The organism is Nocardioides zeae, assembly GCF_030818655.1.
Taxonomy (GTDB): domain Bacteria; phylum Actinomycetota; class Actinomycetes; order Propionibacteriales; family Nocardioidaceae; genus Nocardioides; species Nocardioides zeae_A.
Genome location: NZ_JAUTAN010000001.1, coordinates 370,263 through 395,002 on the forward strand (window position 1 = coordinate 370,263; position 24,740 = coordinate 395,002).

Genomic DNA, 24,740 nt, shown 5'->3' on the forward strand with positions numbered 1-24,740 from the left:
GTGCACGGAGCCGCAGAAACGCCGATCGGCCCCTCGGCGCACTACCGTTGGGGGGTGAGCGACGCAGCAGACCCCGCAACGACCCCCGCAACGAACCCCGTGACCTTCGCCGACCTGGGCCTGGGCGAGACCGTCCTGAAGGCCCTCAAGGGTGTCGGCTACGAGAGCCCGTCCGCCATCCAGGCGCAGACGATCCCGCAGCTGCTGGAGGGTCGCGACGTCGTCGGACTGGCCCAGACCGGCACCGGCAAGACCGCGGCGTTCGCGCTGCCGGTGCTCGACCGCCTCGACCTCAAGCAGAAGACGCCGCAGGCGCTCGTGCTCGCGCCGACGCGCGAGCTGGCGCTGCAGGTGTGCGAGGCGTTCGAGAAGTACGCCGCGGGCAGCCGCGTCAGCGTGCTGCCGGTGTACGGCGGGCAGGGGTACGGCGTGCAGCTCTCGGCGCTGCGCCGCGGCGTCCACGTGGTCGTGGGCACGCCCGGCCGCATCATGGACCACCTCGACAAGGGCACGCTCGACCTCAGCGAGCTGCGCTTCCTCGTGCTGGACGAGGCCGACGAGATGCTCAACATGGGCTTCGCGGAGGACGTCGAGACGATCCTCGCCGAGACGCCCGACGAGAAGCAGGTCGCCCTCTTCAGCGCCACGATGCCGGCCCAGATCCGCCGGCTCTCGACGCGCTACCTGAACGACCCGGTCGAGATCACCGTCAAGGCCACGACGGCGACCGCCGCGAACATCACGCAGCGCTACCTCATCTGCAGCTACCCGCAGAAGGTCGACGCCCTCACGCGCATCCTCGAGGTCGAGAACTTCGAGGGCATGATCGTCTTCGTCCGCACCAAGCACGAGACGGAGACGCTGGCGGAGAAGCTGCGCGCCCGCGGGTTCTCGGCCGCCGCCATCAACGGCGACGTCGCCCAGGTGCAGCGCGAGCGCACGGTCAACCAGCTCAAGTCGGGCAAGCTCGACGTGCTCGTGGCGACGGACGTCGCGGCCCGCGGCCTCGACGTCGAGCGGATCAGCCACGTCGTCAACTACGACATCCCCACCGACACCGAGTCCTACGTGCACCGCATCGGCCGCACCGGGCGCGCGGGCCGGTCGGGCGACGCGATCTCGTTCGTGACGCCGCGGGAGAAGTACCTGCTGCGCCACATCGAGAAGGCCACGCGCCAGCCGCTCACGCAGATGTCGCTGCCCAGCGTGGACGACGTGAACTCGACCCGCCTGGCGCGCTTCGACGACCAGATCACCGAGGCGCTCGCCTCGCCGAAGGTGGACTTCTTCCGCGACGTGGTGCAGCACTACGTCGCCCACCACGACGTGCCGGAGATCGACGTGGCCGCCGCGCTCGCGGTCGTGCTGCAGGGCGAGGAGCCGCTGCTGCTCGACCCCGAGTCCGACCGGGCCCGCGAGCGTCGGGAGCGCGCGGAGCGGCCTGAGCGCACCGACCGCCCGGAGCGGGGCGACCGCCCGCAGCGCGGGGAGCGCCCGCAGCGGGGCCGCGAGGACCGCGACTCCCGCGGACGCCGCGGGGACTCCGACCGCCCGATGGCGACCTACCGCATCGCGGTCGGCAAGCGCCAGAAGGTGGAGCCCCGCCAGATCGTGGGCGCGATCGCCAACGAGGGGCACCTCTCGCGTCGCGACTTCGGGCACATCCAGATCCGGCCCGACCACTCGCTGGTCGAGCTGCCGGCGGACCTGCCCGCCTCGACGTGGGACGCGCTCAGCGGCACCCGCATCTCCGGCAAGCTCATCGAGCTGACCCTCGACGAGGGCGCGCCCGCCGGGCGCCAGCACCGCTCCGAGCGCTCGGACCGCTCGGACCGGCCCGACCGCGGCCGCCCGGCGCGTCGTCGCGACTGAGGCCGGACCCCGACCCCGACCCCGGGACGTCATGCGGAGCGGTGGCCCCGGCCGCCGCCGCGCATGACGTCCCGCGAGGGGCCCCGCAACGCACGCGTCCCCGACGTCCTGCGTGGACGTCGGGGACGCGTGCGTCTGGCGGGGGAGCGGGTCAGGCCCAGCGCTCCGCGGCGGGCGTGAAGGTGAGCCCGCGGTCGCCCGTGTAGATCTGCTTCGGGCGCGCGATCTTCTGCTCCTTGTCCTGCACGAGCTCGTTCCACTGCGCGAGCCAGCCCGGCGTGCGGCCGATGGCGAAGAGCACGGTGAACATCTCGGGCGGGAACTCCAGCGCCTCGTAGATGAGGCCCGAGTAGAAGTCGACGTTGGGGTAGAGCTTGCGCTTGACGAAGTACTCGTCCTCGAGCGCGATCTTCTCCAGCTCCTGGGCGATCTCGAGCAGCGGGTTGACCCCGGTGACCTCGAAGACGTCGTCGGCGGCCTTCTTGATGATGCGGGCGCGCGGGTCGTAGTTCTTGTAGACCCGGTGGCCGAAGCCCATGAGGCGCTCCTCGCCCTTCTTCACCCCCTCGATGAACGCGGGGATGTTCTCCTTGCTGCCGATGCGGCGCAGCATCCGGAGCACGGCCTCGTTGGCACCGCCGTGCAGCGGGCCGAAGAGGGCGCCGATGCCGGCGGCCACGGAGGAGTAGGGGTCGACCTGCGAGCTGCCGACGGAGCGCACCGCGTTGGCCGAGCAGTTCTGCTCGTGGTCGGCGTGGAGGATGAAGAGCACGTCGAGGGCCTTCACGAGGCGCTCGTCGGGCTGGTACTTCGACTCGCTCATCTTGAAGAGCATCGAGAGGAAGTTGGCCGTGTAGGAGAGGTCGTTGTCCGGGTAGACGTAGGGCTTGCCCTGCGCGTGCCGGAACGACCAGGCGCCGAGCGTCGGCATCTTCGCGATCATCCGCACGATCTGCATGTGCCGGTTGTCGGCGTCGTGGATGTTGCCGGCCGCGGGGTAGAACGTCGACAGGGCCCCCACCGACGCCATGAGCATCCCCATGGGGTGCGCGTCGTACCGGAAGCCCTGCATCAGCGACTTGACGTTCTCGTGCACGAACGTGTGGAACGTGATCTCGTGCTCCCACGCCTCGTACTGCTCCTTCGTGGGGAGCTCGCCGTGGATGAGCAGGTAGGCCACCTCGAGGAAGGTCGAGTGCTCCGCGAGCTGCTCGATGGGGTAGCCCCGGTACTCCAGGATGCCCTTGTCGCCGTCGATGTAGGTGACGGAGCTGCGACACGAGGCCGTGTTCGTGAAGCCGGGGTCGTAGACCGCCAGACCGGGCTGGTCGTCCTCGGACTTGATCTTGCCCAGGTCGGCGGCGCGGATGGTGCCGTCGACGATGGGGACGTCGTACTCCTGACCCGTGCGGTTGTCGCGGATGGTCAGGGAGGCGCCCGGAGTTCCTGCGTCGGTCACGTCGACTCCTCGTCGGTGCGTTCGGGCGGCAGCGCGCAACCGGTGCGCCTGCCGGATGGCATCGTCGCCTAACCTAGCCCTCCGGCCAGGCCGAGCCCCCTCCGGGCTGGTTACCCACGGGTACGCCGCGGCGCGGCCCCGCGCGGTCGTTTTGACCCGCGCGACCCCCGCCTCGTAGTGTTGCCGGTCGCGCCCCCTGCCGCGTCGTGACTCCCGGTCCTCCGGACGGTCGCGGTGCAGATCCGGACGGTCGCCCCCGACGCGGGGGAGCCGAGCCGGGCAGTGTTCGTCAGAGGGTGCGGAACCACCACCCGGCCGGGGGCTTCCCGGGCGGGTCCACGAACGAGAAGAAGGCACGACGTTGCGTACGTACGCCCCGAAGCCCGCTGACATCCAGCGCGAGTGGCTCGTCATCGACGCGCAGGACATCGTCCTGGGTCGCCTCGCGGTCCAGGTCGCCAACCTCCTGCGCGGCAAGCACAAGCCGCAGTTCGCCCCCAACGCCGACACCGGTGACTTCGTCATCGTCGTCAACGCTGACAAGGTCGCGCTGTCCGGCACCAAGAAGACGACCAAGCTCGCCTACCGCCACTCGGGCTACCCCGGTGGTCTCACCGCGACCCCGATCGGTGAGCTCCTGGAGAAGGACGCGCGCAAGGCGATCGAGAAGGCCGTGTGGGGCATGCTGCCGAAGAACCGCCTCGGCCGGCAGCAGCTGAAGAAGCTCAAGGTCTACTCCGGCCCCGAGCACCCGCACAGCGCCCAGCAGGCGAAGCCCTACGAGATCACGCAGATCTCGCAGGGTCGCTGACCCCCACCGCCACCGCGCACCCCCAGACTCCAGGATCAGTGAGGAACACCGTGAGCACTCCCGAGACCGAGGTCGAGGAGACCTACGAGGTCAACGAGCAGGGCGTCGCCTACAGCAGCGAGAGCGCCCCCAGCGCCGACGCTCCTGAGCGCATCGCCACCATCGCCCCCGCTGCGGCCACCGGCCGTCGCAAGGAGGCCGTGGCCCGTGTCCGCATCGTGCCGGGCACCGGCGTGTGGACCATCAACGGCCGCACCCTCGACTCGTACTTCCCGAACAAGCTGCACCAGCAGGTCGTCAACGAGCCCTTCGCGACGACCCAGCTCGAGGGCCGCTTCGACGTCATCGCCCGCATCCACGGCGGTGGCATCACCGGTCAGGCCGGCGCCCTGCGCCTCGGCGTGGCCCGCGCCCTCAACGACGTCGACGTCGAGGCCAACCGCCCCTCGCTCAAGAAGGCCGGGCTGCTCCGTCGCGACGCCCGCGTCATCGAGCGCAAGAAGGCCGGTCTCAAGAAGGCCCGCAAGGCGCCGCAGTTCAGCAAGCGCTGATCGTCCCGCCGCGCGTCGGCCGCCCGGGTGTCGTCCTCGACGACACCCGGGCGTGCTTTTTCCCGCCCTGCCGGGGTCGCCGCGCGGTCCGTCCGGGCAGGGCGGGGAACGGAGCTCCTTCATGACGCGCCTCTTCGGGACCGACGGCGTCCGCGGACTCGCGAACGACGTCCTCACCGCCGAGCTGGCCCTCGACCTCTCCGTCGCCGCGGCGCACGTGCTCGCGGAGGCCGGCGCGCTGACCCACGCGGACGGGTCGCGCCCGCTCGCCGTCGTCGGTCGTGACACCCGCGTCTCCGGCCAGTTCCTCGAGGCCGCCGTGGTCGCGGGCCTCGCCTCTGCCGGAGTCGACGTGCTGCTCCTCGGCGTGCTGCCGACCCCCGGCGTCGCCTACCTCACCGACGTGCTCGACGCCGACCTCGGCGTGATGCTGTCGGCGTCCCACAACCCCATGCCGGACAACGGCATCAAGTTCCTCGCGCGCGGCGGCGTCAAGCTCGACGACGCGATCGAGCGCGCCATCGAGGCGCGGCTGCGCGAGCCCTGGCAGCGTCCCACCGGTGCGGGCGTCGGCCGCGTGACCGCCCACGCTGGCGGCGCCGACCAGTACGTCGCGCACCTCGCCTCCACGCTCACGACGCCCCTCGCGGGGCTCAAGCTCGTGCTCGACTGCGCCGAGGGGGCGGCCAGCGAGGTGGGGCCGGCGGCCCTGCGCGCCGCGGGCGCCGAGGTGGTCGCCATCCACGCCTCGCCCGACGGGCTCAACATCAATGACGGGTGCGGCTCCACCCACCTGGGCCCGCTGCGCGCCGCCGTGCTCGCCCACGGGGCCGACGCCGGGTTCGCCCTCGACGGCGACGCCGACCGGTGCCTCGCGGTGGACGCGCGCGGCGAGGACGTCGACGGGGACCAGATCCTCGCCGTGCTGGCCCTCGCGCTGCGCGAGGCCGGCGAGCTCGCCGGCGACACGGTCGTGGCGACCGTCATGAGCAACCTGGGCTTCACCCGAGCGCTCCGGGCGCACGGCATCACCGTCACGGCCACGCAGGTGGGCGACCGCTACGTGCTCGAGGAGATGAACGCCTCGGGCCGCGTGCTCGGCGGCGAGCAGTCGGGCCACGTCGTCATGCGGCGCCACGCCACGACGGGCGACGGCCTCCTCACCGCGCTCCACCTCGCCCAGCGGATGGCCGTCACGGGGTCGTCCCTGGCCGACCTCGCCGGGGTGATGACCCGCATGCCGCAGGTGCTCGTCAACGTCCCCGGGGTCGACAAGGCCCGCACGGACGACGAGGTGCTCCAGGAGGCGGTGGCGGCCGAGCAGGACAAGCTCGGGGACTCCGGCCGCATCCTGCTGCGTCCCTCCGGCACCGAGCCCGTGGTGCGGGTGATGGTGGAGGCGACCACCGACGACGAGGCCCGCGGCGTCGCCGACCGGCTCGCCGAGGTCGTCCGCGAGCGGCTGACCCTGGCCTAGGCCTCCCTGCCGCTGCGGGTGGATCAGGCGCGGCGGTCGTCCACCTGGTCCACGCCGTCCGCGTCGTCCACGACCTCGATGCGCTCCCGGCGGACCGGGACGGTCTGCGTGACCAGCTCGGTGGTGACGTACCTGCGGAGCCGCGGGCGGCCCGCCTGCGGCGTGGCGGTGCCGACCCCGGCGTTCTCCGCGGGGCGGGTCGTGGCCTCGTCCGTGGTGCGACCGTTCGTGTCGGGGCCGACGTGCCGGCCGCGGTGCCCGGCGTAGTGCTGCCAGAGTCGAGCCTCCTCGGCCTCGTCCAGGTGGCCGCCGTCGACGTCGACCGAGGGGGCGTCCTTGATCTGCTCCTTGGTGAACGGCAGCGTCAGGCGGTCGCCGTCGAGGGTCGCGTCGGTCACCGGCACGAAGGACTCCCTCATGCCGAACAGCCCCGTGTTGACCGTGACGAACGCCGGCTGCCCGGTCGCGTCGTCGTAGTAGAGCTGCCCGACCTTGCCGATCTTGTCCCCGGCCTGGGTGTAGGCGGTGGTGCCGATCGCGTCGCGAGCCTGGGTCTCGTCGAGCATCTGGTTCTCCTGTCCCGGAACTCCCCGTTGCTGACGGTGGCCGGTACCCGTGTACCCGGCTCGGAACGGGGCTGCGAGGTCGCGGAGCTCGGACGAAATGCGACCCGGGCCGGGTGAACCGCGCGAAACGGGCAACCGGTGGCCTGCGGGGCACGACGAAGGAGAACGACGTGGCACGACACCACAGGGACGACCAGCACGACCACCGGCACGACCACAGGGACGACCACAGGGACGACCGGCCCGCCGGGGGCGGCGCCAGCACCTTCGACGCCCTGCAGGAGCGGCGGCGAACGGCCGTGGACGACTCGGCCGCACGCGACCGCTTCGCGGGGATGAACCTCGGGGCCTGCTTCTTCGGGTGGCTCGTGGCCGTGGCCGTGGCCATCCTGCTCACCAGCATCGTCGGCGCCGTGGTGGCGGCCGTCGGCTCCTCGACCGGCATCACGCAGACCGAGGCCGAGCGGGAGAGCGGCACCATCGGGGTGGCCGCGGCCGTCGTGCTGCTGGTCGTGCTGCTGCTCGGCTACTACGCCGGGGGCTACGTGGCCGGGCGCATGTCGCGCTTCGACGGCGGGCGCCAGGGGGTGGGCGTCTGGGTCATCGGGCTCGTCGTGACGGTGGTGGCCGTGGTGCTCGGCGCCGTCTTCGGCTCGCAGTACAACATCCTCGACCGCGTCAGCCTGCCCCGGATCCCCGTCTCCACGCAGGACCTCAGCATCGGCGCCGTGGTCACCGCGCTGGCGGTCGTGCTCGGGACCCTCCTCGCCGCCGTGCTCGGCGGCAAGGTCGGCCACCGCTACCACGACCGCGTCGACCGCGCCGTGATCCGGCACTGAGCCCCGCGCCTCACCGGCCCTCCGACGGCACGCCCCACCGCCGTCCTCCCGGGTGACGACCTCCGACAGGACGTCGCCCACCACCTGCGGCAGAGCACCTCGGCCCCGCAGTGCACGACACGCATGTCTCCACCACCCCAGGAGGAACAGATGACCGACCCATCCACCACCGAGAAGGCCCAGGCCGCCGCGTCCGCCGCGGTCGACGAGGGGCGTCACGTCACCGGCGTCGCCAAGGACGAGGCGCAGAACGTTGCCTCCGAGGTCTCCGCGCAGACGCGCCAGCTCGTGGACGAGACCCGCCAGCAGGTCGCGCAGCAGCTCGACGACCAGTCGCGGCAGCAGCGGGACAAGCTGGTCGGCACGCTCGGTGCCCTGAGCGACGACCTGGCGCAGATGGCCGACCGCAGCGAGAGTTCCGGCCTCGCCGCGCAGGCCGCCCGCGAGGTCGCCGACCGCGCCCGCTCGCTCCAGTCCTACCTCGACGGCCGCGACCCCAGCCAGCTCCTCGACGACGCACGCGACTTCGCCCGGCGCCGTCCGGGCGTGTTCCTGCTCGGCGCTCTGGCCGCCGGCGTGGTCGCGGGGCGCGTGGTGCGCGGGGCCAAGGACGCCCCGCAGGTCGGTGCCGTCGGCACGGCCCCGGCCCCGACGCCGCCCCCGGTGAGCCCCACCCCGACGCCGCCCCCGGTGAGCCCCACTCCGGTGGCGGCCCCGCCCGTCGGGCAGGACCACGGCAGCGACCCGCTCGCCGGTGACACCCGTCCGCAGCACGTCGCGGACCCGGGTCAGGGCCTGCCGCCGCTCCCGGACGAGAGGCCCGGCACGGTCGACCCGGGGCCCGCCCTCGACGACGACGGGCCCATGGGGACGAACGCCGCCGGCTACGGTCGCAGCGCCGGCCTCGAGGGGCCTGCGTGAGCACCCCCCTCGACCCCCCGCCCCACGACCCGGCGGGTCCGCGCAGCCACGGCGGTGAGCGGAGCCTCGGTGAGATCGTCAGCGACGTCTCCCAGGACCTCAGCACGCTCGTCAAGCAGGAGCTCGACCTCGCGAAGGCGGAGCTCAAGCAGGAGGCGACCCAGGCCGGCAAGGGCGCCGGCATGCTCGGCGGTGCCGCGGTCGCGGGCCACCTCGTGCTGGTCTTCCTGTCGCTGACGCTCATGTTCCTGCTCGACAACTGGATGCCGGTCGAGCTCGCCGCACTCATCACCACGCTCCTGTGGGCCGTGGCGGCCGGCGTGCTCGCCGCCCTCGGTCGCTCCGAGCTGAAGAAGGCCAACCCCCAGCTGCCGACGACGCAGCGCACCCTCAAGGAGGACGCATCATGGGCCAGAGCCCAGAAGAGCTGACCGCAGAGATCGCCCGCACCCGTGGTGCCCTCGCCTCGGACCTCGACGAGCTGCAGGACAAGGTGAGCCCGAGCGCCATCGTCGACCGCAAGAAGGCCGCGGCCCGCGATCGCGTGCTGGGTGTGCGCGAGAAGGTCATGGGGGGCGCGAACGACGCCCGCGGCAAGGTGGCCGGCGGGGCCGAGGGTGCGTCCAACGCCGCCTCGAACGCCGCCTCGAACGCCGCCTCGCAGGCGGTCGACAGCGCGCACCAGGCAGCCGAGACGGCCCAGCAGCGCTACGACGGCGCGCCGCTGGCCGCCGGTGTGGCCGTCTTCGGCCTCGGCATGGTCATCTCCGCTCTGCTCCCGGCGAGCAAGGTCGAGGCCCGCGCCGCCGCGCAGGTCACCGACACGATCAAGGAGCAGGCGGCGCCCCTCGTGGACGACGCCAGGGCTGCGGCCGTCGACGTGGGCCAGAGCCTGCGCGACAGCGCCGCCTCCTCGGTCGAGGAGGTCAAGCAGACCGCGCAGGACGCGGCCTCGCACGTGCAGGAGGAGGGCGCGTCCTCGGCGCAGAACGTGAGGTCCGAGACGACGGGCTGACCCCGCGCCGTACCGGGGTCGTGGCCTCAGCGCAACGGAAAGCGACGCGCTGAGGCCACGACTCAGGGGTGCTCGTCGACGGTCCGCGCGTGGGGGCGCCCGGGGTCGGGCTCGGCGGGGTCGTCGTCGCCCCCGCGGATGGCCTCGAGCTGCGCGCAGACCGCGGCACCGTAGAAGAACGCGACCGACGACATCACCGCCCAGAGCAGCAGGGCGACGATCCCGGCCAGCGGGCCGTAGACGGTGCTGAACGACCTGGACAGGCCGACGTACGCCGCGAGCCCGCCCGTCGCGACGAGCACGAGCGCCACGGTGACGCCCGAGCCGAAGGCCACCCAGGAGAGCGCCGGCTGGCGACGGCGGGGCGACTTCTCCATGAGCAGCGCGATGGTCACGACCAGCAGCACGATGCCGGCCGGCCACCGGCCGATCGACCAGGCGAGCACGGCGGACTGCGACCACCCGTACTCCGTCTCCATCGCCCGCGCGAACTCGCGCCCGGCGACGAGGAGCAGGAAGCCGAGCCCCACCGGGGCGGCGAGGACGCCGGCGAGGACGGCCGCGCGGCCGTACTTGGCCGGCGCCGGTCGGTCGCGGCGGATGCCGTAGATCCGGTTGGTGCCGCGCTCCACCTGCGCCATCGCCACCGTCATGGAGAGCAGCGAGAACAGCAGGCCGCCCACGAGCGCGATCTCGCCCGCGAGCTCGGCGCTGTCGTCGCCCTCCTCGTCGGCGCTGGCGAGGGCGTCGACGAGGGCGTCGTCCTGGCCCGTGCCCGGGCTCACCGCGTCCACGGTGGCGGCGATGACGCGGGAGGGCCGCTCGGCGTCCAGGTCGGCGGCGAGGCCCGTGAGCGCGAGGAGGAAGGGCACCACCGCCAGCGTCGCCTGCAGCGCCAGGGCGCGGGAGCTGCTGAACCCGTCGCCGTACCGGAAGCGCACGAAGGCCTCCGTCAGCACGCGGCGCGGGCCGACGCGTCGCAACAGGTGGAAGGCGTCGTCGGCGTCGAGCTCGTCACCGTCCAGCTCGGTGGTGACGGGGACGGTGCGCGCCGTGGTCATGGCGAGGGAGAGTACGCGGCGGCCCCGGTCCAGACCGTTGCGGATCGGGGGATTGGGCGCCGGCCGGGGTGGGTACGCCTCGCCGGGCCGCCGCCGGGAGGGGTGGCCACCGTGCCCACGAGGAGGAAACGATGAGCTACCCGAGCTATGGCGCACCGGCACAGGGCGGGGGTGCTCCGGAGTACGCCGGGATCGGCGTGCGGTTCGGCGCGCTCCTCATCGACGGCCTGGTCGTCTCGCTGCCCTACGCGATCCTGCTGGGGATCGGGGCGGCACTGCCCGACCAGATGGCGATCTTCACCCTGCTGGGCCTCGTGGCGCTGTTCGGCGTCATGGTCGCCAACATCTGGCTCGAGGGCACGAAGGGTGCCTCCATCGGCAAGAAGGCGCTGAAGCTCAGCACGGTCGGCGCCGACACGCTGCAGCCCATCGGGTTCGGCAAGGCGTTCCTGCGCTACCTCGTCCGCGGCGCGCTCGGTGCCTGCGCGATCCTGCAGATCGTCAACGCGGTCATCGCGAACGGCGACAGCCGCAAGCAGTCCTGGCACGACAAGACCGTCGGCAGCGTCGTCGTGCGCACCGCCTCGCTCGCGGGCGCCTCGGCCGGCGGCGGTGCGTACGCCGCGGAGCCGGGGTACGACCAGGGCGGGTACGACCAGGGCGGCTACCAGCAGGGCGGCTACGACCAGGGCGGCTACCAGTACGACCAGGGTGGTCAGGGCAGCCAGGACCAGGGCGGCTACGAGCAGTCCCCGTGGAGCCAGCAGTCCACCGGCTACGAGACCGGTTCCACCGGGTACGACGCGGCCCCGGCCTCGGGCGGGTACGAGCAGCCGTCCGGCGACGGGGGCGGCTACGCGCCGTACGGGCAGCAGGACGCGCCGGCCGACCCCTACGCCCCGCCCGCGGGCGCGACGCCGAGCGCCTCGACCCAGCCCATCCCGACCGACGCGCCGGGCGCCCCGTCGTCGACGGGCGGGTGGGGAGCACCCGCTGCGGCGGCAGCGTCGTCGTCGGGACCGGCCGCTCCGGCCGAGCGGGCCAAGATCGTGCGTCTCGTGATGGACGACGGCACGGTCCTGCCGCGCGGCGAGCGCGTCGTGGTCGGCCGCTCCCCGGTCGACGCCGCCGGCGGTCTGTGCCACGTGCTGGCCGACCCGGGCCGGAGCCTGTCGAAGTCGCACGCCGCGTTCGTGCGCTCCGGGGAGGACATCACGGTCGAGGACCTCAACTCCACCAACGGCGTGGCCGTCTCCCGTGACGGTTCGGAGTTCCTCGTGCAGCCGGGCGCGGTGACGCCGCTGCGCGTGGGCGACAAGGTGCTCATGGGCGACCGCCACGTGGTCGTCGAGGAGATCTGACCCACCGCCCACCGGGCGCGAGACGTGCGCGGGTCGGGGCCGGGACGAGCGGAAAACCGCTCGCTCCCGGCCCCGGTGCCGTCCTAGGGTCGCCGGCCATGAGCACCGTCCAGGTCGAGCGTCTCGACCCCGCGTCCCCGGGCTTCGACGACGCGGTCCGCGCCTGGCACGGGGTGTACGAGGCCGCGTGCCGCTACGGGCGCGCGTCCCGGGCCAACACGTGGTCGCTGGAGCACCTGCGCGGGGGCGTGACGTCGGACCGCCCCGACCTCGCCCGGCACGCCTACGTGGCGCGCGTCGACGGCGAGGTCGTGGGCGGGGGGATGCTGTCGCTGCCCCGGCTCGACAACCTCACGACGGCGAACCCCGACGTGTGGGTCCCGGTCGAGCAGCGCCGCCGCGGGATCGGCCGCGCCGTCCACACGGCGATGGTCGCCGACGCGGTGGCGCAGGGCCGCACGGTCCTCCAGGCGGGGGTCCACCAGGGTCCGGGGGAGCAGGGCGAGGACCTCGGCGGACCGGGCTTCGCGGCGGCGCTGGGCTACGAGGTCGCGCTCGTCGAGCTGCAGAGCCGTGTCGACCTCCCGCTCGACCTCGTGCGGCTGGACGCGCTGGCCGCCGCGGCGGCGCCGCACCACGCGGCGTACACCCTGCGCTCCTGGGAGGGCCCGGTCCCCGAGGACCTCGTGGCCTCGTACGTCGAGCTCGACGCCGTCGTCGACGTCGAGGCCCCGTCGGGCGACCTCGAGATCGAGCCGCTGCACGCGGACGTCGACGTGTGGCGCCACAAGGAGCGGGAGGCCGCCGCGCAGGGGCGGCGGAACGTCTCCACCGCCGCGGTGGCGCCCGACGGGGACGTGGTCGCGCTGACGGAGCTCTGGGCGAACGACCACGAGCCCGCGCGGCTCCACCAGTGGAGCACCATCGTGCGTCGCGACCACCGGGGCCACCGGCTGGGGCTGGCGACCAAGGTGGCCAACCAGCGGCTGGCCCAGGAGCGGTTCCCCGAGGCCCGCCAGGTCGTGACCTGGAACGCGGAGAGCAACGCGCACATGCTCGCCGTCAACGTCGACCTCGGCTTCCGGGTGGTCGAGCGGACGTGCTCGGTGCAGCTCCGCCTCGGGTGAGGCCGGGTCCGCTAGATTCACGTCTCGTGATCACCTTGGCGAAGGGCGCCAACGCGCCGCTGTCCGCGACGAACCTCTCCGTCACCGTGGACGTGGCCGCGGCCGCGGACCTCTCCGCGCTGCTCGTCACCGAGGCAGGCAAGGTGCGCAGCGACGCCGACTTCATCTTCTACAACCAGCCCAGCGGGCCGGGAGTGACCTGCGTGCCGGCGTCCGGTGGCCAGGGCTGGCGCGTCGACGTCGACCTCGCGGCGGTGCCGGCGGACGTCCACGCCGTGCGCCTCGTGACCTCGCTCGACGACGGCGGCAAGGTGTTCGGGCAGGTGGGCCAGCCCGTCGCGCGCATCGCCAGCGGCGGCCAGCCGGTCGCCGAGTTCCCGATGACGGGCCTCGACCGCGAGACGATCGTCGTCATGGTCGAGCTCTACCGGCGCAACGGGGAGTGGAAGGTGCGGGCGGTGGGCCGGGGGTACGACGGCGGCCTCGCCGACCTCATCCGCGACCACGGCGTGAGCGTCGACGACGAGCCCGCGGCCCCGGCCGCGCCTGCTCCGGCGGCAGCCCCGAGCTACCCGCCCGCGCCCCAGCAGCCGCCCGCTGCGCCGAGCTACCCGCCGAGCGCGCCGTCGTACCCGCCGGCCGCGCCGTCGTCCCCGCCGAGCGCCCCGAGCTATCCGCCCGCGCCCCAGCAGCCGCCGGCGGCGCCGAGCTACCCGCCGAGCGCGCCGTCGTACCCGCCGGCTGCATCGCAGCAGTCCCCGCAGCAGCAGCCCCCGCAGGGTGGGGGCGAGGTGAGCCTCCGCAAGGGCGCCTCGGTCTCGCTGCAGAAGGGCCAGCGCGTCCGGCTCACGAAGGACGGCGGCCAGAAGCTGACGCAGGTGCGCATGGGCCTGGGGTGGGACCCGATCCGCAAGGGGGGCCTGTTCGGGTCGCGTGAGGTCGAGATCGACCTCGACGCCTCGGTGGTGCTCTTCGCGAGCGGGCAGCCCGTCGACCTGGCGTTCTACAACAACCTGACGACCCGCGACGGCTCGGTGCGCCACCTCGGGGACAACCGGACGGGCGAGGGCGACGGCGACGACGAGACCATCGTCGTCGACCTCACGCGGGTGCCGGTGCACGTGGACACGCTGGTGTTCATCGTGACGAGCTACGCCGGGCAGACGTTCCAGCAGGTGCAGAACGCCTTCTGCCGGCTCATCGACCACGCGGACGGGGAGCTGGCTCGCTACACGCTGACCGGTGGGCTGCCCGTGACCGGCATGGTGATGGCGAAGGTCTACCGCGAGGGCGGCGACTGGAAGCTGCAGGCGATCGGCGACGGCGTCAACGCCAAGGTGCCGGGCGAGGCCGTCCCGCAGCTGGCGAAGTTCCTGTGAGGCCGTCCCGGCGATGACGACGCTGGTCGCCGGGCAGAACGCCCCCTGGCCCCACCCCGCCTGCCGCGTCGTCGCGGACGGGGTGGCGCTCGCGGTCCTGCCGCTGCGCGCCGACGGACGCGTCGTCGACCCGGCCCACGTCGTGCACGCCGCGGGGGAGGTGCACCTCGGCCTCGCAGACGTGCCGGCCGAGTGCGACCGGCTCCTCCTCGTCGGCCTCGACCCGGGACTGGCGCGCCTCGACCTGCTCGACGGCGCCGGGGCGACCGTGCTCCGGATCGACGTGCAGCCCGACCCCGCCGCCCGCGCGACCGCGGGTCGTCGCGCTCGTCGAGGTCTATCGGCGGGCGGAGACGTGGAAGGTGCGCGCGGTCGCCCGGACGTACGCCGCGGGAGCCGCCGACGTCGAGCACCACCACGGGGTGCCGGCGGGGGTGCTGGCGCCTGCGCCGTCTGCGCCGGCCACTTCCGCCCCGCCGCAGCCGCCCGCGGAGGTCGACCCGGCGCGGGCCGTGCAGCTCGTCGGGATGGTGCTCCAGGACGCCGCGCGGAGTGCCGCGTCGTACGAGTCGAGCGTCGCGTTCGCCGACGGCCAGCTGGAGCGGGACCTCGACGCGTCGGTCGCCGACCCGGCCCTCCGGGTGTCGGCGGCCGGGGACGCCGCGCGGGCGCAGGCGCAGGCGCGACGGGACGATCTCGTCCGCCGGGCCCGGGAGTCGCACCTGCGGGACCTCGCCGCGCTGCGGGCCGAGGTGGCCGGCATCGAGCGGGTGCTGCCCCCGGCGATCGCGCGCTGGGACGTCGCGCCCACCGCGCCGGTGCCGCCGGTGCCGCCGCCGGCGGTGCGCGCCGGGGAGATCACGCTGCCGCACCTGCTCGAGGTGCCGGGCGCCGACTTCCGCCTGCCGATGATCTGCGGGGTCCCCGGTCGCCCGCTCCTCGTGACCACCGACGAGGGCGGCGACGGTGCCGCCACCGCCGTGGCCCGCGCGCTGGCCCTGCGGTCGGTCCTGTCCCTCCTGCCCCACGGCCCCCGGCTCGTCGTCGTCGACCTGGGGGGCACACGGGGCGACGCGGGGCTCCCTCCGGGGGTCGCCGGTCCGCCGGTCACCGGGGCGGCGCAGCTGACGCGGGTGCTGGCCGACCTGGTGCACCGGGCCGACCTCGTCGCCGTCGCCGACCGGGAGCGCATGGTCGACGCGCTCGACCCCGAGCTGGCCCGCCCCGTCGTGCTGCTGCTCCTCGACGTCCCGACGTTGTGGGAGAGCGAGGCGGTGCCGCTGCTCGACACGTTGGTGGCCGGGCCGGGGTACGGGGTCCAGCTCGTCCTCACCGGACCCGGCGACGTCCCCCGCGTCGGCAGCGACGCCGAGCGTCGTCTCCTCGCCCGCGCCTGGGGGTCCTCCCTGCGCCTGCCGAGCGGTGTCGGGGGCCACCTCGCCGACACGTTCGCGGAGGTGGCGTGGACGTTCCTCCCCGACACCGGCCCGAGCGACCCGCACGCCCTACCGCACCTCCTCGGCGCCCACGCCCCGCTCGACGGGTGGCGCGACGGGATCGTGCCGCGGGGATGACGGCGTCGAGTTGGGTTGGACGGCGCGGCGTGGGCGTCGAATTGGGTTGTACGGCGCGGCGGGTGCGTCGAGGTGGGTCGGACGGCGCGGCGGGTGCGTCGAGGTGGGTTGTACGGCGCGGCGGGTGCGTCGAGGTGGGTTGTACGGCGCGGCAGGCGCGTCGAGTTGGGTTGAACGGCGCGGTGCGGTGCGTCGAGGTGGGTTGAACGGCGCGGCGGGTGCGTCGAGTTGTCATGTACGCCGTGGTGCGGGCGGGGACTTGTTGCTGCGTACGTGACAACTCGCCGCCGGCCTCGGATCGGTCATCCGCAGGTCACCACCGAGAGGTGGTGATCGCACACGTGTTCGATTAGAGTGGGGTCATGGATCGGGGGACCCAGCACACGGCGACTGCGTTGATCGGCGCGGTCCGCGAGCTCACACACGCTGCTCGCGCCGCAGAGGCGGCCGCGTTCGTCGCGGTCGGCGACTGGGCCGCAGCGCACACCTCGGACGAGGTCGTCGGGGACCCGATCACGGCATTGGGCGAGTGGCACGAGGAGTCTTACGCCGAGACCCTGGCCGGGGACCAGTTCCTCGAGCTGGGGGGCCCTGGAGCGCCTGTGGTGGCGGAGTTCTGCATCGGGGAGGTCGCCGCTGCTCGTGGGTGTTCGTTCGACGCAGCGCGACGGTTGGTGGGTGATGCGGTGGAGCTGCGCTACCGCCTCCCGCGTGTCCACGCGCGGATCGCTGCGGGTGAGGTCGACGTGTGGCGGGGACGGCGGATCGCGCAGGCGACGCGGACGTTGACGTTCGAGGCGGCGAGCTTCGTTGACCGGCATGTCGCGTACGTCGCTGGCAAGGCCACCGGTCCTGAGGTCGATCGGTTGGTGGCGGAGGCGGCGGCTCGGTTCGACCCCGAGACCACCGAGGCGGAACGGGGTGAGGCTGATGGGGGCCGGCACCTGACGATCGAGCTGGGCGACGTCGCCTACGCCGACCCGTTGACCGGGACACTGCGCGGGACCGTGGACGTCCACGGGACGCTCGATATGGCCGACGCGCTTGATCTGGAACGCACGGTCGCGCACGTGGCGCGGCAGCTGGTCGACCTGGGCTGCGATCAGGACCTCGACGTACGCCGCTCCATCGCCCTCGGAGAGATCGCCCGGCGCTGCGACGGAATCAGCACGCTCGAGTACGACGCGGACCAGCCGCCCACGCAGCCGCCCACGCCGACACGCACTCGGCGTGAGGTGGTGCTCTTCGTGCACCTCGACCAGGCCGCCATCACTGGCACGCTCAACGGCATGGGTCCGGGGATCGACGCCTGCACCGGCACCACCGGGATCGACCTGGCCCGGCTCGACACCCCCGGCGCACCCCGCGGCGCAATCACCGCCGAGCAGGTCCAGGCCTGGTGCGCCAGCCCCGACACCACCGTCACGATCAAGCCGGTCATCGACCTCAACCAACACGACGCCGTCAACGGCTACACCGCACCGGACCGGATCGCCGACCACGTCAGAGCCCGCTGGCCCAGATGCGTGTTCCCGTTCTGCACCCGCAGCTCACGCACCGCTGACCTCGACCACTGCCAGGCCTACGACCACAACGGCCCACCCGGCCAGACCTCGACCAAGAACCTGTTCCCGCTCTGCCGGCGCCACCACCGCATGAAGACCCATCGCGAGCTCAAGGCTGGGAACCGGTGGACCTACCGCCCCACCGACCCCACCCGGAACGAGCCACCGAACGCCCTGATCTGGACCAGTCCGATGGGCCTGCGCTACCTCGTCGACCGCGACGGCACCCGACCCTGGCCGCCACCCGATGAGGCACGAGACCAGACGCACAAGACCTGATCCCGACCAGCACGACCCGCCGCCCGGCCGCACCCGTGGTCGGGCGGCGAAGCGTGCCGCCAGACCTGCCACCACCGCGCATGACGTCCGGCGACCGGGGCTCGGGACGTCATGCGCTCCGGTCGCCGGGGCCACCGCCTCGCATGACGTCCGCGCAGACCCCGGTGCCTAGTCGAGCGCGACCGACCCGCCGGAGCGCCAGTACCGGCTGGCCTCGCGCGTCAGGAACCCGTCGTCGACGAGGTACCGCCGCAGCGCCGCCACGTCCGGGTGGAACCGGCGCAGCACGGCGTTCACCTCCACCTCCGGGTAGACGACGCCGAGCTCGAACGCCTGCACCACGTGGTCGAGCACGAGCAGCTGCTTGCGCCGCTTGGTCGGGATCGTGTGCAGGGCGCCGTCGGCGTCGAGGAACTGGGCCACCACCCGAGCGGCATCCGCAGACGTCATGCGACGACCGTACGACCGGACCCGCCGGGCCGGCCACCGCGTTTCGACGGCCCGGCCGCGGGGACCCTGCACCGTCATGACCGAGCGGCCCCCGGCGGACGAGACGCGCCCGTACGGCGCGACCCCGGCCCCGTGGCCGCCCCCGCCACCGACGGTGGTCGAGCACGCGCCGTACCCGCCCTTCCCGCCAACGCCCACCACGACGCCCACCAGGAGCACCGCCGACCTCGTCGCGTCGATCGTGCTCCTCGTGCTGGGCCTGCTGCTGGGCCTCGTAGCGTCAGCCGTGGCGTTCCTGCTGCAGGTCGTGCAGATCGGGTGCGAGGCCGGGGGTGCGTGCGCGGAGGGCGTCCAGGACGGCGTCGCGATCGCCCTCGCGGGACCGTGGCTGGTCTTCCTGCCGCTCGGCGCCGTCGCGATCCTGCTGATGGCGCGGCAGCGCACGTCGTGGTGGGTGAGCCTGCTGGCGGTCCTGGGGGCGTCGGCCGTGTGGCTCTACGGCGCGTGGCTGGCGCTCGACAGCGCCACCTGGTGACCCGGCCCCCGAGGAGGCGCGGCTCAGACGGACGCCAGGTCCCGCGCGACCACCAGCAGCCGCTCGCACTCCGCGACGAGCCGCGCCCGCAGTGGCGCGCCCCGCTCGGCGAACCCACGCTGGGCCGCGGCGTACGTCGCCTTCCCCTCGGCGGTCTCCACCCGCACCGGCTCGTACCCGAGGTCGCGCAGGTCGTAGGGCGCCGCGCGCATGTCGAGCTCGCGGATGTCGCGCGCCAGCTCGAAGCAGTCGGCGACGAGCTCGGAGCAGATCATCGGGCTGAGCCGGAAGGCGTGCTTGTAGAGGTCCATCCCCGCGTGGAGGCACCCGGGCTGCTCGAACTCGGCCCGGTCGTCGGCGGCGGGGGAGAGGTGGTTGAGCGGACGGGCCGCCGGCGTGAAGAAGCGGAACGCGTCGAAGTGGGAGCACGCGACGCGGTGGCCCTCCACGACGGCGTCCGTGCCGGCCGCGCCGAGGCGCAGCGGCCAGTCGGCGTGCCGCACCTGCTCGGGCGTCAGTCCGTAGACCATCGCCCACTCGTGCATCCCGAAGCAGCCCAGGTGCGGCGCGCGGCCGGCCGTCGCACGGAGCAGCCGACGCAGCGCCTCGAGCAGCGGGCGCTGGCCCGCGACGTACGCGCCGGTGACCCCGACGACCCCGGGCGCCACCGCGTCGTACCCCTTCAGCGACCGGTACGCCGCCGCCCCGCCCCCGTCGTCGAGGCCGTACCCGGCGCCCGGGTGCCACCGGCGCAGCTGGGCGGGTCGGTGGGTGTAGTAGGTGAAGAGGAAGTCGTGGACGGGGTGCTTGACGCCCTGGCCGCGCCGGGCGAGGTGGGGCGCCACGAGCCGGTCCACCCGTGCCTCGTGGGCGGTGCGGCGCCGGGTCGCCTCCGCCGCGTCGAGCACCTCCACCTGCATGGGCACGAGGGTAGGCGGCAGGCGCCGGCCGCACCGCATCCGCTGCGACGGGCCCGACGGCTCGTAGGGTGTCGCCCGTGACGGTTCGGGGCGAGGACATGCGGGCGCGGGTGCTCCGCGCGGCGTTGGACGAGCTGTCCGTGACGGGCGTGGTCGGCATCAGCCTCCGTGCGATCGCGCGGCGCGTCGGGATGACGCACCAGGCGATCAGCCACTACTTCACCTCGCGCTCCGCGCTCTTCACCCAGCTGGCGGTCGAGGGCTTCGGCGCCCTCCGGGCCGAGATCCGGGAGACGCTCGCCGCGCTGCCGGAGGCCGACCCGGCGGACCCGACCGTCGATCCCGCGGACCGGGCCGTGGACCGCGTGGCGGCGGTGGGCGCGGCGTACCTGCGGTTCGCCGAGGAGCAGCCCGCCCTCTTCGACCTGCTGTACGGCGGGGGTGCCTCCCTCACCGACGGCGGCGCCGCGTTCGACGCGGCGCGGGCCGCGGTCTGGCAGGAGTTCTTCCCGGTGGTCGCCCACGCCCGGGACCACGGGTGGGGCGGCGACGTGGGCGTGGAGGACCTCGGCCTCACCGCGTGGGCCGTGCTGCTCGGCATGACGCGCCTGCGCGCGCACGGGCTCCGCTCGGGCGTCCTCGCGGAGGGGCCCGAGGCGATGGCGCGCTCGATCACGAGCCTCGTCCGCCGCTAGCCCGCGCCCGCTGGCCCGCGCCGAGCGACATCCCGGACGGACCGGGGGTCGGCGCCCCGATAGGCTCGACGGGTGCGCATCGCTCGATTCACCACAGGAGAAGACCCCCAGTACGGCGTCGTGACCGGCGACCTCGACGAGCACGGCCAGCTGAGCGAGGACGCCACGATCGTGGCCCTCGCCGGCGACCCGCTCTACGTCGGGATCAAGCTGCTCGAGACCGAGCACAAGGTCGCCGACGTGCGTCTGCTGGCGCCGGTGCTGCCCCGCAGCAAGGTGGTGGGCATCGGCCGCAACTACGCCGCGCACGCCGCCGAGATGGGCAACGACGTGCCGTCGGAGCCGCTCATGTTCCTCAAGCCGAACACCTCGGTGGTGGGCCCGAACGACGCGATCGTCTACCCGACGCAGTCGACGAACGTGCACTTCGAGGGCGAGCTCGCCGTCGTCATCGGGCGCATCTGCCGCGACGTCCCGGCCGAGAAGGCCACCGACGTCATCCACGGCTACACCATCGCCAACGACGTGACCGCGCGCGACCTCCAGAAGAGCGACGTCCAGTTCACCCGCGGCAAGGGCTTCGACACGTTCTGCCCGCTCGGCCCGTGGGTCGAGACCGACCTCGACCCCCACGACTTCGCGCAGGGACGTCGCGTGCAGACGTTCCTCAACGGCGACGTCGTGCAGGACGGCTCCACGGCCGACCTGATCTTCGACATCCCGACCCTGATCGCCCACGTCAGCAGCGTGATGACGCTCCTGCCCGGCGACCTGATCCTCACCGGCACCCCCGAGGGTGTCGGCCCGATGCTCCCCGGCGACGAGGTCGAGGTCGCCATCGAGGGGCTCGGCTCGCTCACGAACAAGGTGGTCTCCCGATGAGTGCCGACCGTCCGGTCCGCGTCCGCTTCTGCCCGTCGCCCACGGGGTCGCCCCACGTCGGCTTCGCCCGCACGGCGCTCTACAACTGGGCCTTCGCCCGCCACCACGGCGGCACGCTGGTCTTCCGCATCGAGGACACCGACAAGGCGCGCAGCACGCAGGAGTCGTACGACGCGATGCTCGGCGCGATGCGGTGGCTCGGCCTCGACTGGGACGAGGGCCCGGAGGTCGGGGGGCCCCACGCGCCGTACCGGCAGTCGGAGCGCGAGCACCTCTACCGCGACGTGCTCGCTCGGCTGGCGGACTCGTCCTTCACCTACGACTGCTTCTGCACCACGGAGGAGGTCGACGCGCGGCGCAAGGCGTCGGGCTCGAAGGTGATGGGGTACGACGGGTTCTGCCGCGAGCTGTCGCCCGAGCAGCGGGCCGCGTTCGAGGCCGAGGGCCGTTCCCCGGTCGTGCGGTTCCGGATGCCGGAGGGGTCGATCACGTTCGACGACCTGGTGCGCGGCGAGATCACGTTCGAGACCGAGTTCGTGCCGGACTTCGCCCTGTGCCGGGCCAACGGCGACCCGCTCTACACGCTGGTCAACCCCGTCGACGACGCGCTCATGGGCATCACGCACGTGCTCCGTGGCGAGGACCTGCTGTCCTCCACCCCGCGCCAGCTCGCGCTGTTCGACGCCCTCGTGTCGCTCGGCATCGCGGAGCAGACGCCGGCCTACGGGCACCTCTCGCTCATCACCGGCGAGGGCAACAAGAAGCTGTCCAAGCGCGACCCGCAGGCCCACCTGTTCGCCTACCGCGACGAGGGCTTCCTGCCGGAGGGTCTGCTGAACTACCTGGCGCTCCTCGGCTGGGCCATCGCGGAGGACCGCGACGTCTTCACGATGGACGAGATGGTCGAGGCGTTCGACATCGGCCGGGTGAACCCACAGCCGGCGCGCTTCGACACGAAGAAGGCCGAGGCGATCAACGCCGCACACATGCGGCGGCTCGACCTCGACGAGATCACCCACCGGGTGCTGCCGTTCCTCGAGGACGCCGGCGTGGTGTCCGACCCCGTGTCGGACGCCGACGCCCAGCTCCTCGAGCAGGCCATGCCCCTCGTCGGCGAGCGCATCAACAAGCTGACCGAGGCCGTCGACATGCTCGCCTTCCTCTTCGTCGACGAGGACGCGTTCACCCGCGACCCGGTCGACGTCGAGAAGGTGCTGGACGAGAACGGCCGCCGGGTGGTCGAGGCGTCCCACGCGGCGCTCGCCGCGCTCCCCGTGTGGTCGACGGCGGCCATCGAGGAGGCGCTGCGGGTGGCGCTCGTCGACGGCCTCGGCCTCAAGCCGCGCAACGCCTTCGGCCCCGTGCGGGTCGCGGTGACCGGGCGTCGCATCTCGCCGCCGCTGTTCGAGTCGCTCGAGCTCCTGGGGCGCGAGCGCGGTCTGGGTCGCCTGCAGGGCGCGCTCGCCCGATGAGCGGTACGTCGCCGTACCCGCCCCCGCCCGGCACGCCGGCGGCCGCTCCGGGCGGCATGCCGATGTCGGAGGAGGAACGGGCGGCGGCGTACCCGCCCCTGGAGTACCACCAGCTGCACCGCGCGGGGGACCGCGGCTGGTGGCGGCCGGTGCTCGGCGTGCTCGCCGTGGTGCTCGGCATGCAGGTGGTGCTCCCGTTGGGGGTGCTCGCGGTGGGCCTCGGCGCGACCGGCGTCGTGGACGTGGACACGATCGTCGACACCAAGGACGTGCAGCCCGTGACGCTGGCGTACCTGATGACGAGCCTCGCCCTGCTGACGCCGCTGGTCTGGGGCGTCACCCGGCTGCTCCACGGTCTCAAGCCGCGGTGGACCACGTCGGTCCTGCCGCGCATGCGGTGGGGGTACTTCCTCGCCTGCACGGGCGTCTCGGTGCTGGCCCTCATCGCGAGCATGGCGATGTCGGTGCTGGTCGCGAGCATCGACCCCGACGCGGTCATCGGGGACAGCGAGGTCGGCGGGCTCAACGCCTTCACCTCGACGACCCGCGACTTCCTGCTCGTCGTCGTGCTGCTGACGCCGCTGCAGGCGGCGGGGGAGGAGTACCTCTTCCGGGGCTACCTCACCCAGGTCGCGGGCGGCATCTTCGACCGCCCGGCCGTCGCGCGGACCGTCGCCGTCGTCGCGCCGGCCTTCCTCTTCGCGCTCGCCCACGGTGCGCAGGACCCTCCGGTGTTCTTCGACCGCTTCGCCTTCGGCCTGGCGGCGGGCGTGCTCGTCATCCTCACCGGCGGGCTCGAGGCGGGCATCGCGCTGCACGTGGTGAACAACTGGTTCGCCTTCGGGCTGGCGCTCGCCTTCGGCGACATGACGACGGTGCTGACCCCCACGGGCGGCTCCTGGCTGAGCATCCCCGTCACCCTCACGCAGGAGCTGGTCTTCCTCGGCCTGGCCCTCGCCGTGCACCGCGGGATGCGCCTGTCGCGGCATGCCGATCCGTCCGTTTTGATCCGGTCCCGGGGCCGCGTGTATGGTTTCGCCTCGGCTCCTCAGGGGTCGTAACCATTGGGATATGGTGTAATTGGCAGCACGACTGATTCTGGTTCAGTTAGTCAAGGTTCGAGTCCTTGTATCCCAGCGAGATCGAGGCGAGAGCCCCGATTTTGTGGGAAGACGAAGGCTTCGCTAGAGTCTCCCGAGTTGCCGGAAGGTGGCCGCGAGGCCAGCTGAAGGACAATGCCCCCGTTGTGTAGCGGCCTAGCACGTCGCCCTCTCAAGGCGGTAGCGCCGGTTCGAATCCGGTCGGGGGTACCAGCAGGACACGAAGGGCCCGGTCGCGAGACCGGGCCCTTCGTCGTTCCCCGGCCTGGCTAGGCTGCCGGTCGTCCGCTCCCTCACGAAGGATGGTGCACTCCCGTGGCCCAGGTCACCGCCGTCGCCGAAGCCGCCGTCGCGGCTCCGCCCGCCGACGTCATCGCCGCTCTCGCCGACTACACGACGACGCGTCCGGCGATCCTCACCGACCGCTACACCGACTACGCGGTGCTGGAGGGCGGCACCGGATCCGGGACCGTCGCCACCTGGCGGCTGCACGCCACGGAGAAGCGGGTGCGTCACGTCGTCGCCGACGTGACGGTCGACGCCACCTCCGTCGTCGAGAAGGACCGGAACTCCACGCTGGTCACCCGCTTCGACGTCGCCCCCTCGGGCGCCGGCAGCACGGTCACCGCGACGACGACGTGGGAGGGCGCCGGCGGCATCGGGGGCTTCTTCGAGCGCACCTTCGCCCCCAAGGGCCTGCGCCGCATCCACGAGGAGCTGCTCGGCAACCTCGCGGCGCGCCTCGCTGCCTGATCCGGCCCTCCCGCGGTCGGACCCGCCGGCCGAGCGGGGTCGGGGACGGCCCACCGCTGTGTCCGATTCCCGCCGG

24 protein-coding genes and 2 tRNA genes are annotated in these 24,740 nt (G+C 73.3%); 21 read left to right on the top strand and 5 right to left on the bottom strand.

Going from position 1 to position 24,740, the window contains the following annotated elements:
• Positions 1 to 54 precede the first annotated feature (54 nt).
• Positions 55 to 1,872 carry a DEAD/DEAH box helicase gene (locus QE405_RS01685; RefSeq protein WP_307198494.1) on the top strand — a complete coding sequence of 606 codons (1,818 nt, stop codon included), beginning with the start codon at positions 55 to 57 and terminating at the stop codon, positions 1,870 to 1,872.
• 151 nt (positions 1,873 to 2,023) lie between these two features.
• Here QE405_RS01685 and QE405_RS01690 read toward each other — a convergent pair whose 3' ends face one another.
• Positions 2,024 to 3,331, bottom strand: coding sequence for a citrate synthase (locus QE405_RS01690; RefSeq protein WP_307198495.1), 1,308 nt, complete (start codon positions 3,329 to 3,331; stop codon positions 2,024 to 2,026).
• Between the two features lie 361 nt (positions 3,332 to 3,692).
• Here QE405_RS01690 and rplM point away from each other — a divergent pair, with 361 nt between their 5' ends.
• The 3 genes from rplM to glmM all read left to right on the top strand — a co-directional run bounded on the left by rplM (position 3,693) and on the right by glmM (position 6,170).
• Positions 3,693 to 4,142, top strand: coding sequence for a 50S ribosomal protein L13 (gene rplM, locus QE405_RS01695; protein WP_307198496.1), 450 nt, complete (start codon positions 3,693 to 3,695; stop codon positions 4,140 to 4,142).
• Positions 4,139 to 4,693, top strand: a complete 555-nt coding sequence (rpsI, locus tag QE405_RS01700; protein WP_174268201.1) for a 30S ribosomal protein S9 — start codon at positions 4,139 to 4,141, stop codon at positions 4,691 to 4,693. Before rplM ends, rpsI begins: the two co-directional genes overlap by 4 nt.
• Positions 4,694 to 4,814: 121 nt before the next feature.
• Positions 4,815 to 6,170, top strand: a complete 1,356-nt coding sequence (gene glmM, locus QE405_RS01705; protein WP_307198497.1) for a phosphoglucosamine mutase — start codon at positions 4,815 to 4,817, stop codon at positions 6,168 to 6,170.
• Positions 6,171 to 6,193: 23 nt separating this feature from the next.
• Here the strand turns inward: glmM and QE405_RS01710 are convergent, their stop codons facing one another.
• A complete protein-coding gene (locus QE405_RS01710; RefSeq protein WP_307198498.1) occupies positions 6,194 to 6,736 on the bottom strand; it encodes a PRC-barrel domain-containing protein in 543 nt (180 codons plus the stop codon).
• 170 nt (positions 6,737 to 6,906) lie between these two features.
• Here QE405_RS01710 and QE405_RS01715 point away from each other — a divergent pair, with 170 nt between their 5' ends.
• The 4 genes from QE405_RS01715 to QE405_RS01730 all read left to right on the top strand — a co-directional run bounded on the left by QE405_RS01715 (position 6,907) and on the right by QE405_RS01730 (position 9,511).
• On the top strand, positions 6,907 to 7,575 hold the full coding sequence (locus tag QE405_RS01715) for a hypothetical protein (RefSeq protein ID WP_307198499.1): 669 nt from the start codon (positions 6,907 to 6,909) through the stop codon (positions 7,573 to 7,575).
• 150 nt (positions 7,576 to 7,725) lie between these two features.
• Positions 7,726 to 8,496: a hypothetical protein gene (locus QE405_RS01720; RefSeq protein ID WP_307198500.1), complete on the top strand. Its 771-nt coding sequence runs from the start codon at positions 7,726 to 7,728 to the stop codon at positions 8,494 to 8,496.
• Positions 8,493 to 8,927, top strand: a complete 435-nt coding sequence (locus tag QE405_RS01725; RefSeq protein WP_307198501.1) for a phage holin family protein — start codon at positions 8,493 to 8,495, stop codon at positions 8,925 to 8,927. Before QE405_RS01720 ends, QE405_RS01725 begins: the two co-directional genes overlap by 4 nt.
• Entirely contained in the window at positions 8,903 to 9,511 is a 609-nt protein-coding gene (locus tag QE405_RS01730) for a DUF3618 domain-containing protein (protein WP_307198502.1), read from the top strand. The genes QE405_RS01725 and QE405_RS01730 overlap by 25 nt, the downstream gene beginning before the upstream one ends.
• A 62-nt stretch (positions 9,512 to 9,573) precedes the next feature.
• On the opposite strand, the gene QE405_RS01735 is transcribed toward QE405_RS01730, so the two are convergent.
• Positions 9,574 to 10,572 carry a YihY/virulence factor BrkB family protein gene (locus tag QE405_RS01735; RefSeq protein WP_307198503.1) on the bottom strand — a complete coding sequence of 333 codons (999 nt, stop codon included), beginning with the start codon at positions 10,570 to 10,572 and terminating at the stop codon, positions 9,574 to 9,576.
• Positions 10,573 to 10,703: 131 nt separating this feature from the next.
• On the opposite strand from QE405_RS01735, the gene QE405_RS01740 reads away from it, so the two are divergent.
• The 5 genes from QE405_RS01740 to QE405_RS01760 all read left to right on the top strand — a co-directional run bounded on the left by QE405_RS01740 (position 10,704) and on the right by QE405_RS01760 (position 17,857).
• A complete protein-coding gene (locus QE405_RS01740; RefSeq protein WP_307198504.1) occupies positions 10,704 to 11,933 on the top strand; it encodes an RDD family protein in 1,230 nt (409 codons plus the stop codon).
• Between the two features lie 98 nt (positions 11,934 to 12,031).
• Entirely contained in the window at positions 12,032 to 13,060 is a 1,029-nt protein-coding gene (locus tag QE405_RS01745; RefSeq protein ID WP_307198505.1) for a GNAT family N-acetyltransferase, read from the top strand.
• A 26-nt stretch (positions 13,061 to 13,086) separates the two neighbouring features.
• Complete coding sequence (locus QE405_RS01750) at positions 13,087 to 14,439, top strand: TerD family protein (RefSeq protein WP_307198506.1); 1,353 nt, start codon at positions 13,087 to 13,089, stop codon at positions 14,437 to 14,439.
• Between the two features lie 362 nt (positions 14,440 to 14,801).
• The gene (locus QE405_RS01755) at positions 14,802 to 16,013 is read left to right on the top strand and encodes a hypothetical protein (RefSeq protein WP_307198507.1); all 1,212 of its coding nucleotides are present in this window, start codon (positions 14,802 to 14,804) and stop codon (positions 16,011 to 16,013) included.
• Positions 16,014 to 16,375: 362 nt separating this feature from the next.
• A complete protein-coding gene (locus tag QE405_RS01760) occupies positions 16,376 to 17,857 on the top strand; it encodes an HNH endonuclease signature motif containing protein (RefSeq protein WP_307198508.1) in 1,482 nt (493 codons plus the stop codon).
• Between the two features lie 168 nt (positions 17,858 to 18,025).
• Here the strand turns inward: QE405_RS01760 and QE405_RS01765 are convergent, their stop codons facing one another.
• Positions 18,026 to 18,307 carry a DUF2087 domain-containing protein gene (locus tag QE405_RS01765; RefSeq protein WP_307198509.1) on the bottom strand — a complete coding sequence of 94 codons (282 nt, stop codon included), beginning with the start codon at positions 18,305 to 18,307 and terminating at the stop codon, positions 18,026 to 18,028.
• 76 nt (positions 18,308 to 18,383) lie between these two features.
• Between QE405_RS01765 and QE405_RS01770 the strand changes: the two genes are divergently transcribed.
• Positions 18,384 to 18,842: a hypothetical protein gene (locus tag QE405_RS01770; protein ID WP_307198510.1), complete on the top strand. Its 459-nt coding sequence runs from the start codon at positions 18,384 to 18,386 to the stop codon at positions 18,840 to 18,842.
• A 23-nt stretch (positions 18,843 to 18,865) separates the two neighbouring features.
• Here QE405_RS01770 and QE405_RS01775 read toward each other — a convergent pair whose 3' ends face one another.
• The gene (locus QE405_RS01775) at positions 18,866 to 19,762 is read right to left on the bottom strand and encodes a 3-methyladenine DNA glycosylase (protein WP_307198511.1); all 897 of its coding nucleotides are present in this window, start codon (positions 19,760 to 19,762) and stop codon (positions 18,866 to 18,868) included.
• 77 nt (positions 19,763 to 19,839) lie between these two features.
• On the opposite strand from QE405_RS01775, the gene QE405_RS01780 reads away from it, so the two are divergent.
• The 7 genes from QE405_RS01780 (at position 19,840) to QE405_RS01810 (ending at position 24,664) form a co-directional block, all read left to right on the top strand.
• On the top strand, positions 19,840 to 20,457 hold the full coding sequence (locus QE405_RS01780; RefSeq protein WP_307198512.1) for a TetR/AcrR family transcriptional regulator: 618 nt from the start codon (positions 19,840 to 19,842) through the stop codon (positions 20,455 to 20,457).
• Positions 20,458 to 20,529: 72 nt separating this feature from the next.
• Complete coding sequence (locus tag QE405_RS01785; protein ID WP_307198513.1) at positions 20,530 to 21,339, top strand: fumarylacetoacetate hydrolase family protein; 810 nt, start codon at positions 20,530 to 20,532, stop codon at positions 21,337 to 21,339.
• Positions 21,336 to 22,811 carry a glutamate--tRNA ligase gene (gene gltX / locus QE405_RS01790; protein ID WP_307198514.1) on the top strand — a complete coding sequence of 492 codons (1,476 nt, stop codon included), beginning with the start codon at positions 21,336 to 21,338 and terminating at the stop codon, positions 22,809 to 22,811. The genes QE405_RS01785 and gltX overlap by 4 nt, the downstream gene beginning before the upstream one ends.
• On the top strand, positions 22,808 to 23,872 hold the full coding sequence (locus QE405_RS01795; RefSeq protein WP_307198515.1) for a CPBP family intramembrane glutamic endopeptidase: 1,065 nt from the start codon (positions 22,808 to 22,810) through the stop codon (positions 23,870 to 23,872). The genes gltX and QE405_RS01795 overlap by 4 nt, the downstream gene beginning before the upstream one ends.
• 4 nt (positions 23,873 to 23,876) lie before the next feature.
• Positions 23,877 to 23,948 (top strand) — tRNA-Gln (locus tag QE405_RS01800).
• 100 nt (positions 23,949 to 24,048) lie between these two features.
• Positions 24,049 to 24,124 (top strand) — tRNA-Glu (locus QE405_RS01805).
• A 102-nt stretch (positions 24,125 to 24,226) separates the two neighbouring features.
• Positions 24,227 to 24,664, top strand: coding sequence for an SRPBCC family protein (locus QE405_RS01810; protein ID WP_307198516.1), 438 nt, complete (start codon positions 24,227 to 24,229; stop codon positions 24,662 to 24,664).
• Positions 24,665 to 24,740: the final 76 nt, after the last annotated feature.

Bases quoted from the DNA above. Each gene is read 5' to 3' on its own strand.
- QE405_RS01765 (WP_307198509.1), bottom strand. From the start codon at position 18,307: ATGACGTCTGCGGATGCCGCTCGGGTGGTGGCCCAGTTCCTCGACGCC.
- QE405_RS01770 (WP_307198510.1), top strand. From the start codon at position 18,384: ATGACCGAGCGGCCCCCGGCGGACGAGACGCGCCCGTACGGCGCGACC.
- QE405_RS01720 (WP_307198500.1), top strand. From the start codon at position 7,726: ATGACCGACCCATCCACCACCGAGAAGGCCCAGGCCGCCGCGTCCGCC.
- QE405_RS01775 (WP_307198511.1), bottom strand. From the start codon at position 19,762: ATGCAGGTGGAGGTGCTCGACGCGGCGGAGGCGACCCGGCGCCGCACC.
- QE405_RS01760 (WP_307198508.1), top strand. From the start codon at position 16,376: ATGGATCGGGGGACCCAGCACACGGCGACTGCGTTGATCGGCGCGGTC.
- QE405_RS01735 (WP_307198503.1), bottom strand. From the start codon at position 10,572: ATGACCACGGCGCGCACCGTCCCCGTCACCACCGAGCTGGACGGTGAC.
- glmM (WP_307198497.1), top strand. From the start codon at position 4,815: ATGACGCGCCTCTTCGGGACCGACGGCGTCCGCGGACTCGCGAACGAC.
- QE405_RS01795 (WP_307198515.1), top strand. From the start codon at position 22,808: ATGAGCGGTACGTCGCCGTACCCGCCCCCGCCCGGCACGCCGGCGGCC.
- gltX (WP_307198514.1), top strand. From the start codon at position 21,336: ATGAGTGCCGACCGTCCGGTCCGCGTCCGCTTCTGCCCGTCGCCCACG.
- QE405_RS01740 (WP_307198504.1), top strand. From the start codon at position 10,704: ATGAGCTACCCGAGCTATGGCGCACCGGCACAGGGCGGGGGTGCTCCG.
- QE405_RS01745 (WP_307198505.1), top strand. From the start codon at position 12,032: ATGAGCACCGTCCAGGTCGAGCGTCTCGACCCCGCGTCCCCGGGCTTC.
- QE405_RS01710 (WP_307198498.1), bottom strand. From the start codon at position 6,736: ATGCTCGACGAGACCCAGGCTCGCGACGCGATCGGCACCACCGCCTAC.
- QE405_RS01730 (WP_307198502.1), top strand. From the start codon at position 8,903: ATGGGCCAGAGCCCAGAAGAGCTGACCGCAGAGATCGCCCGCACCCGT.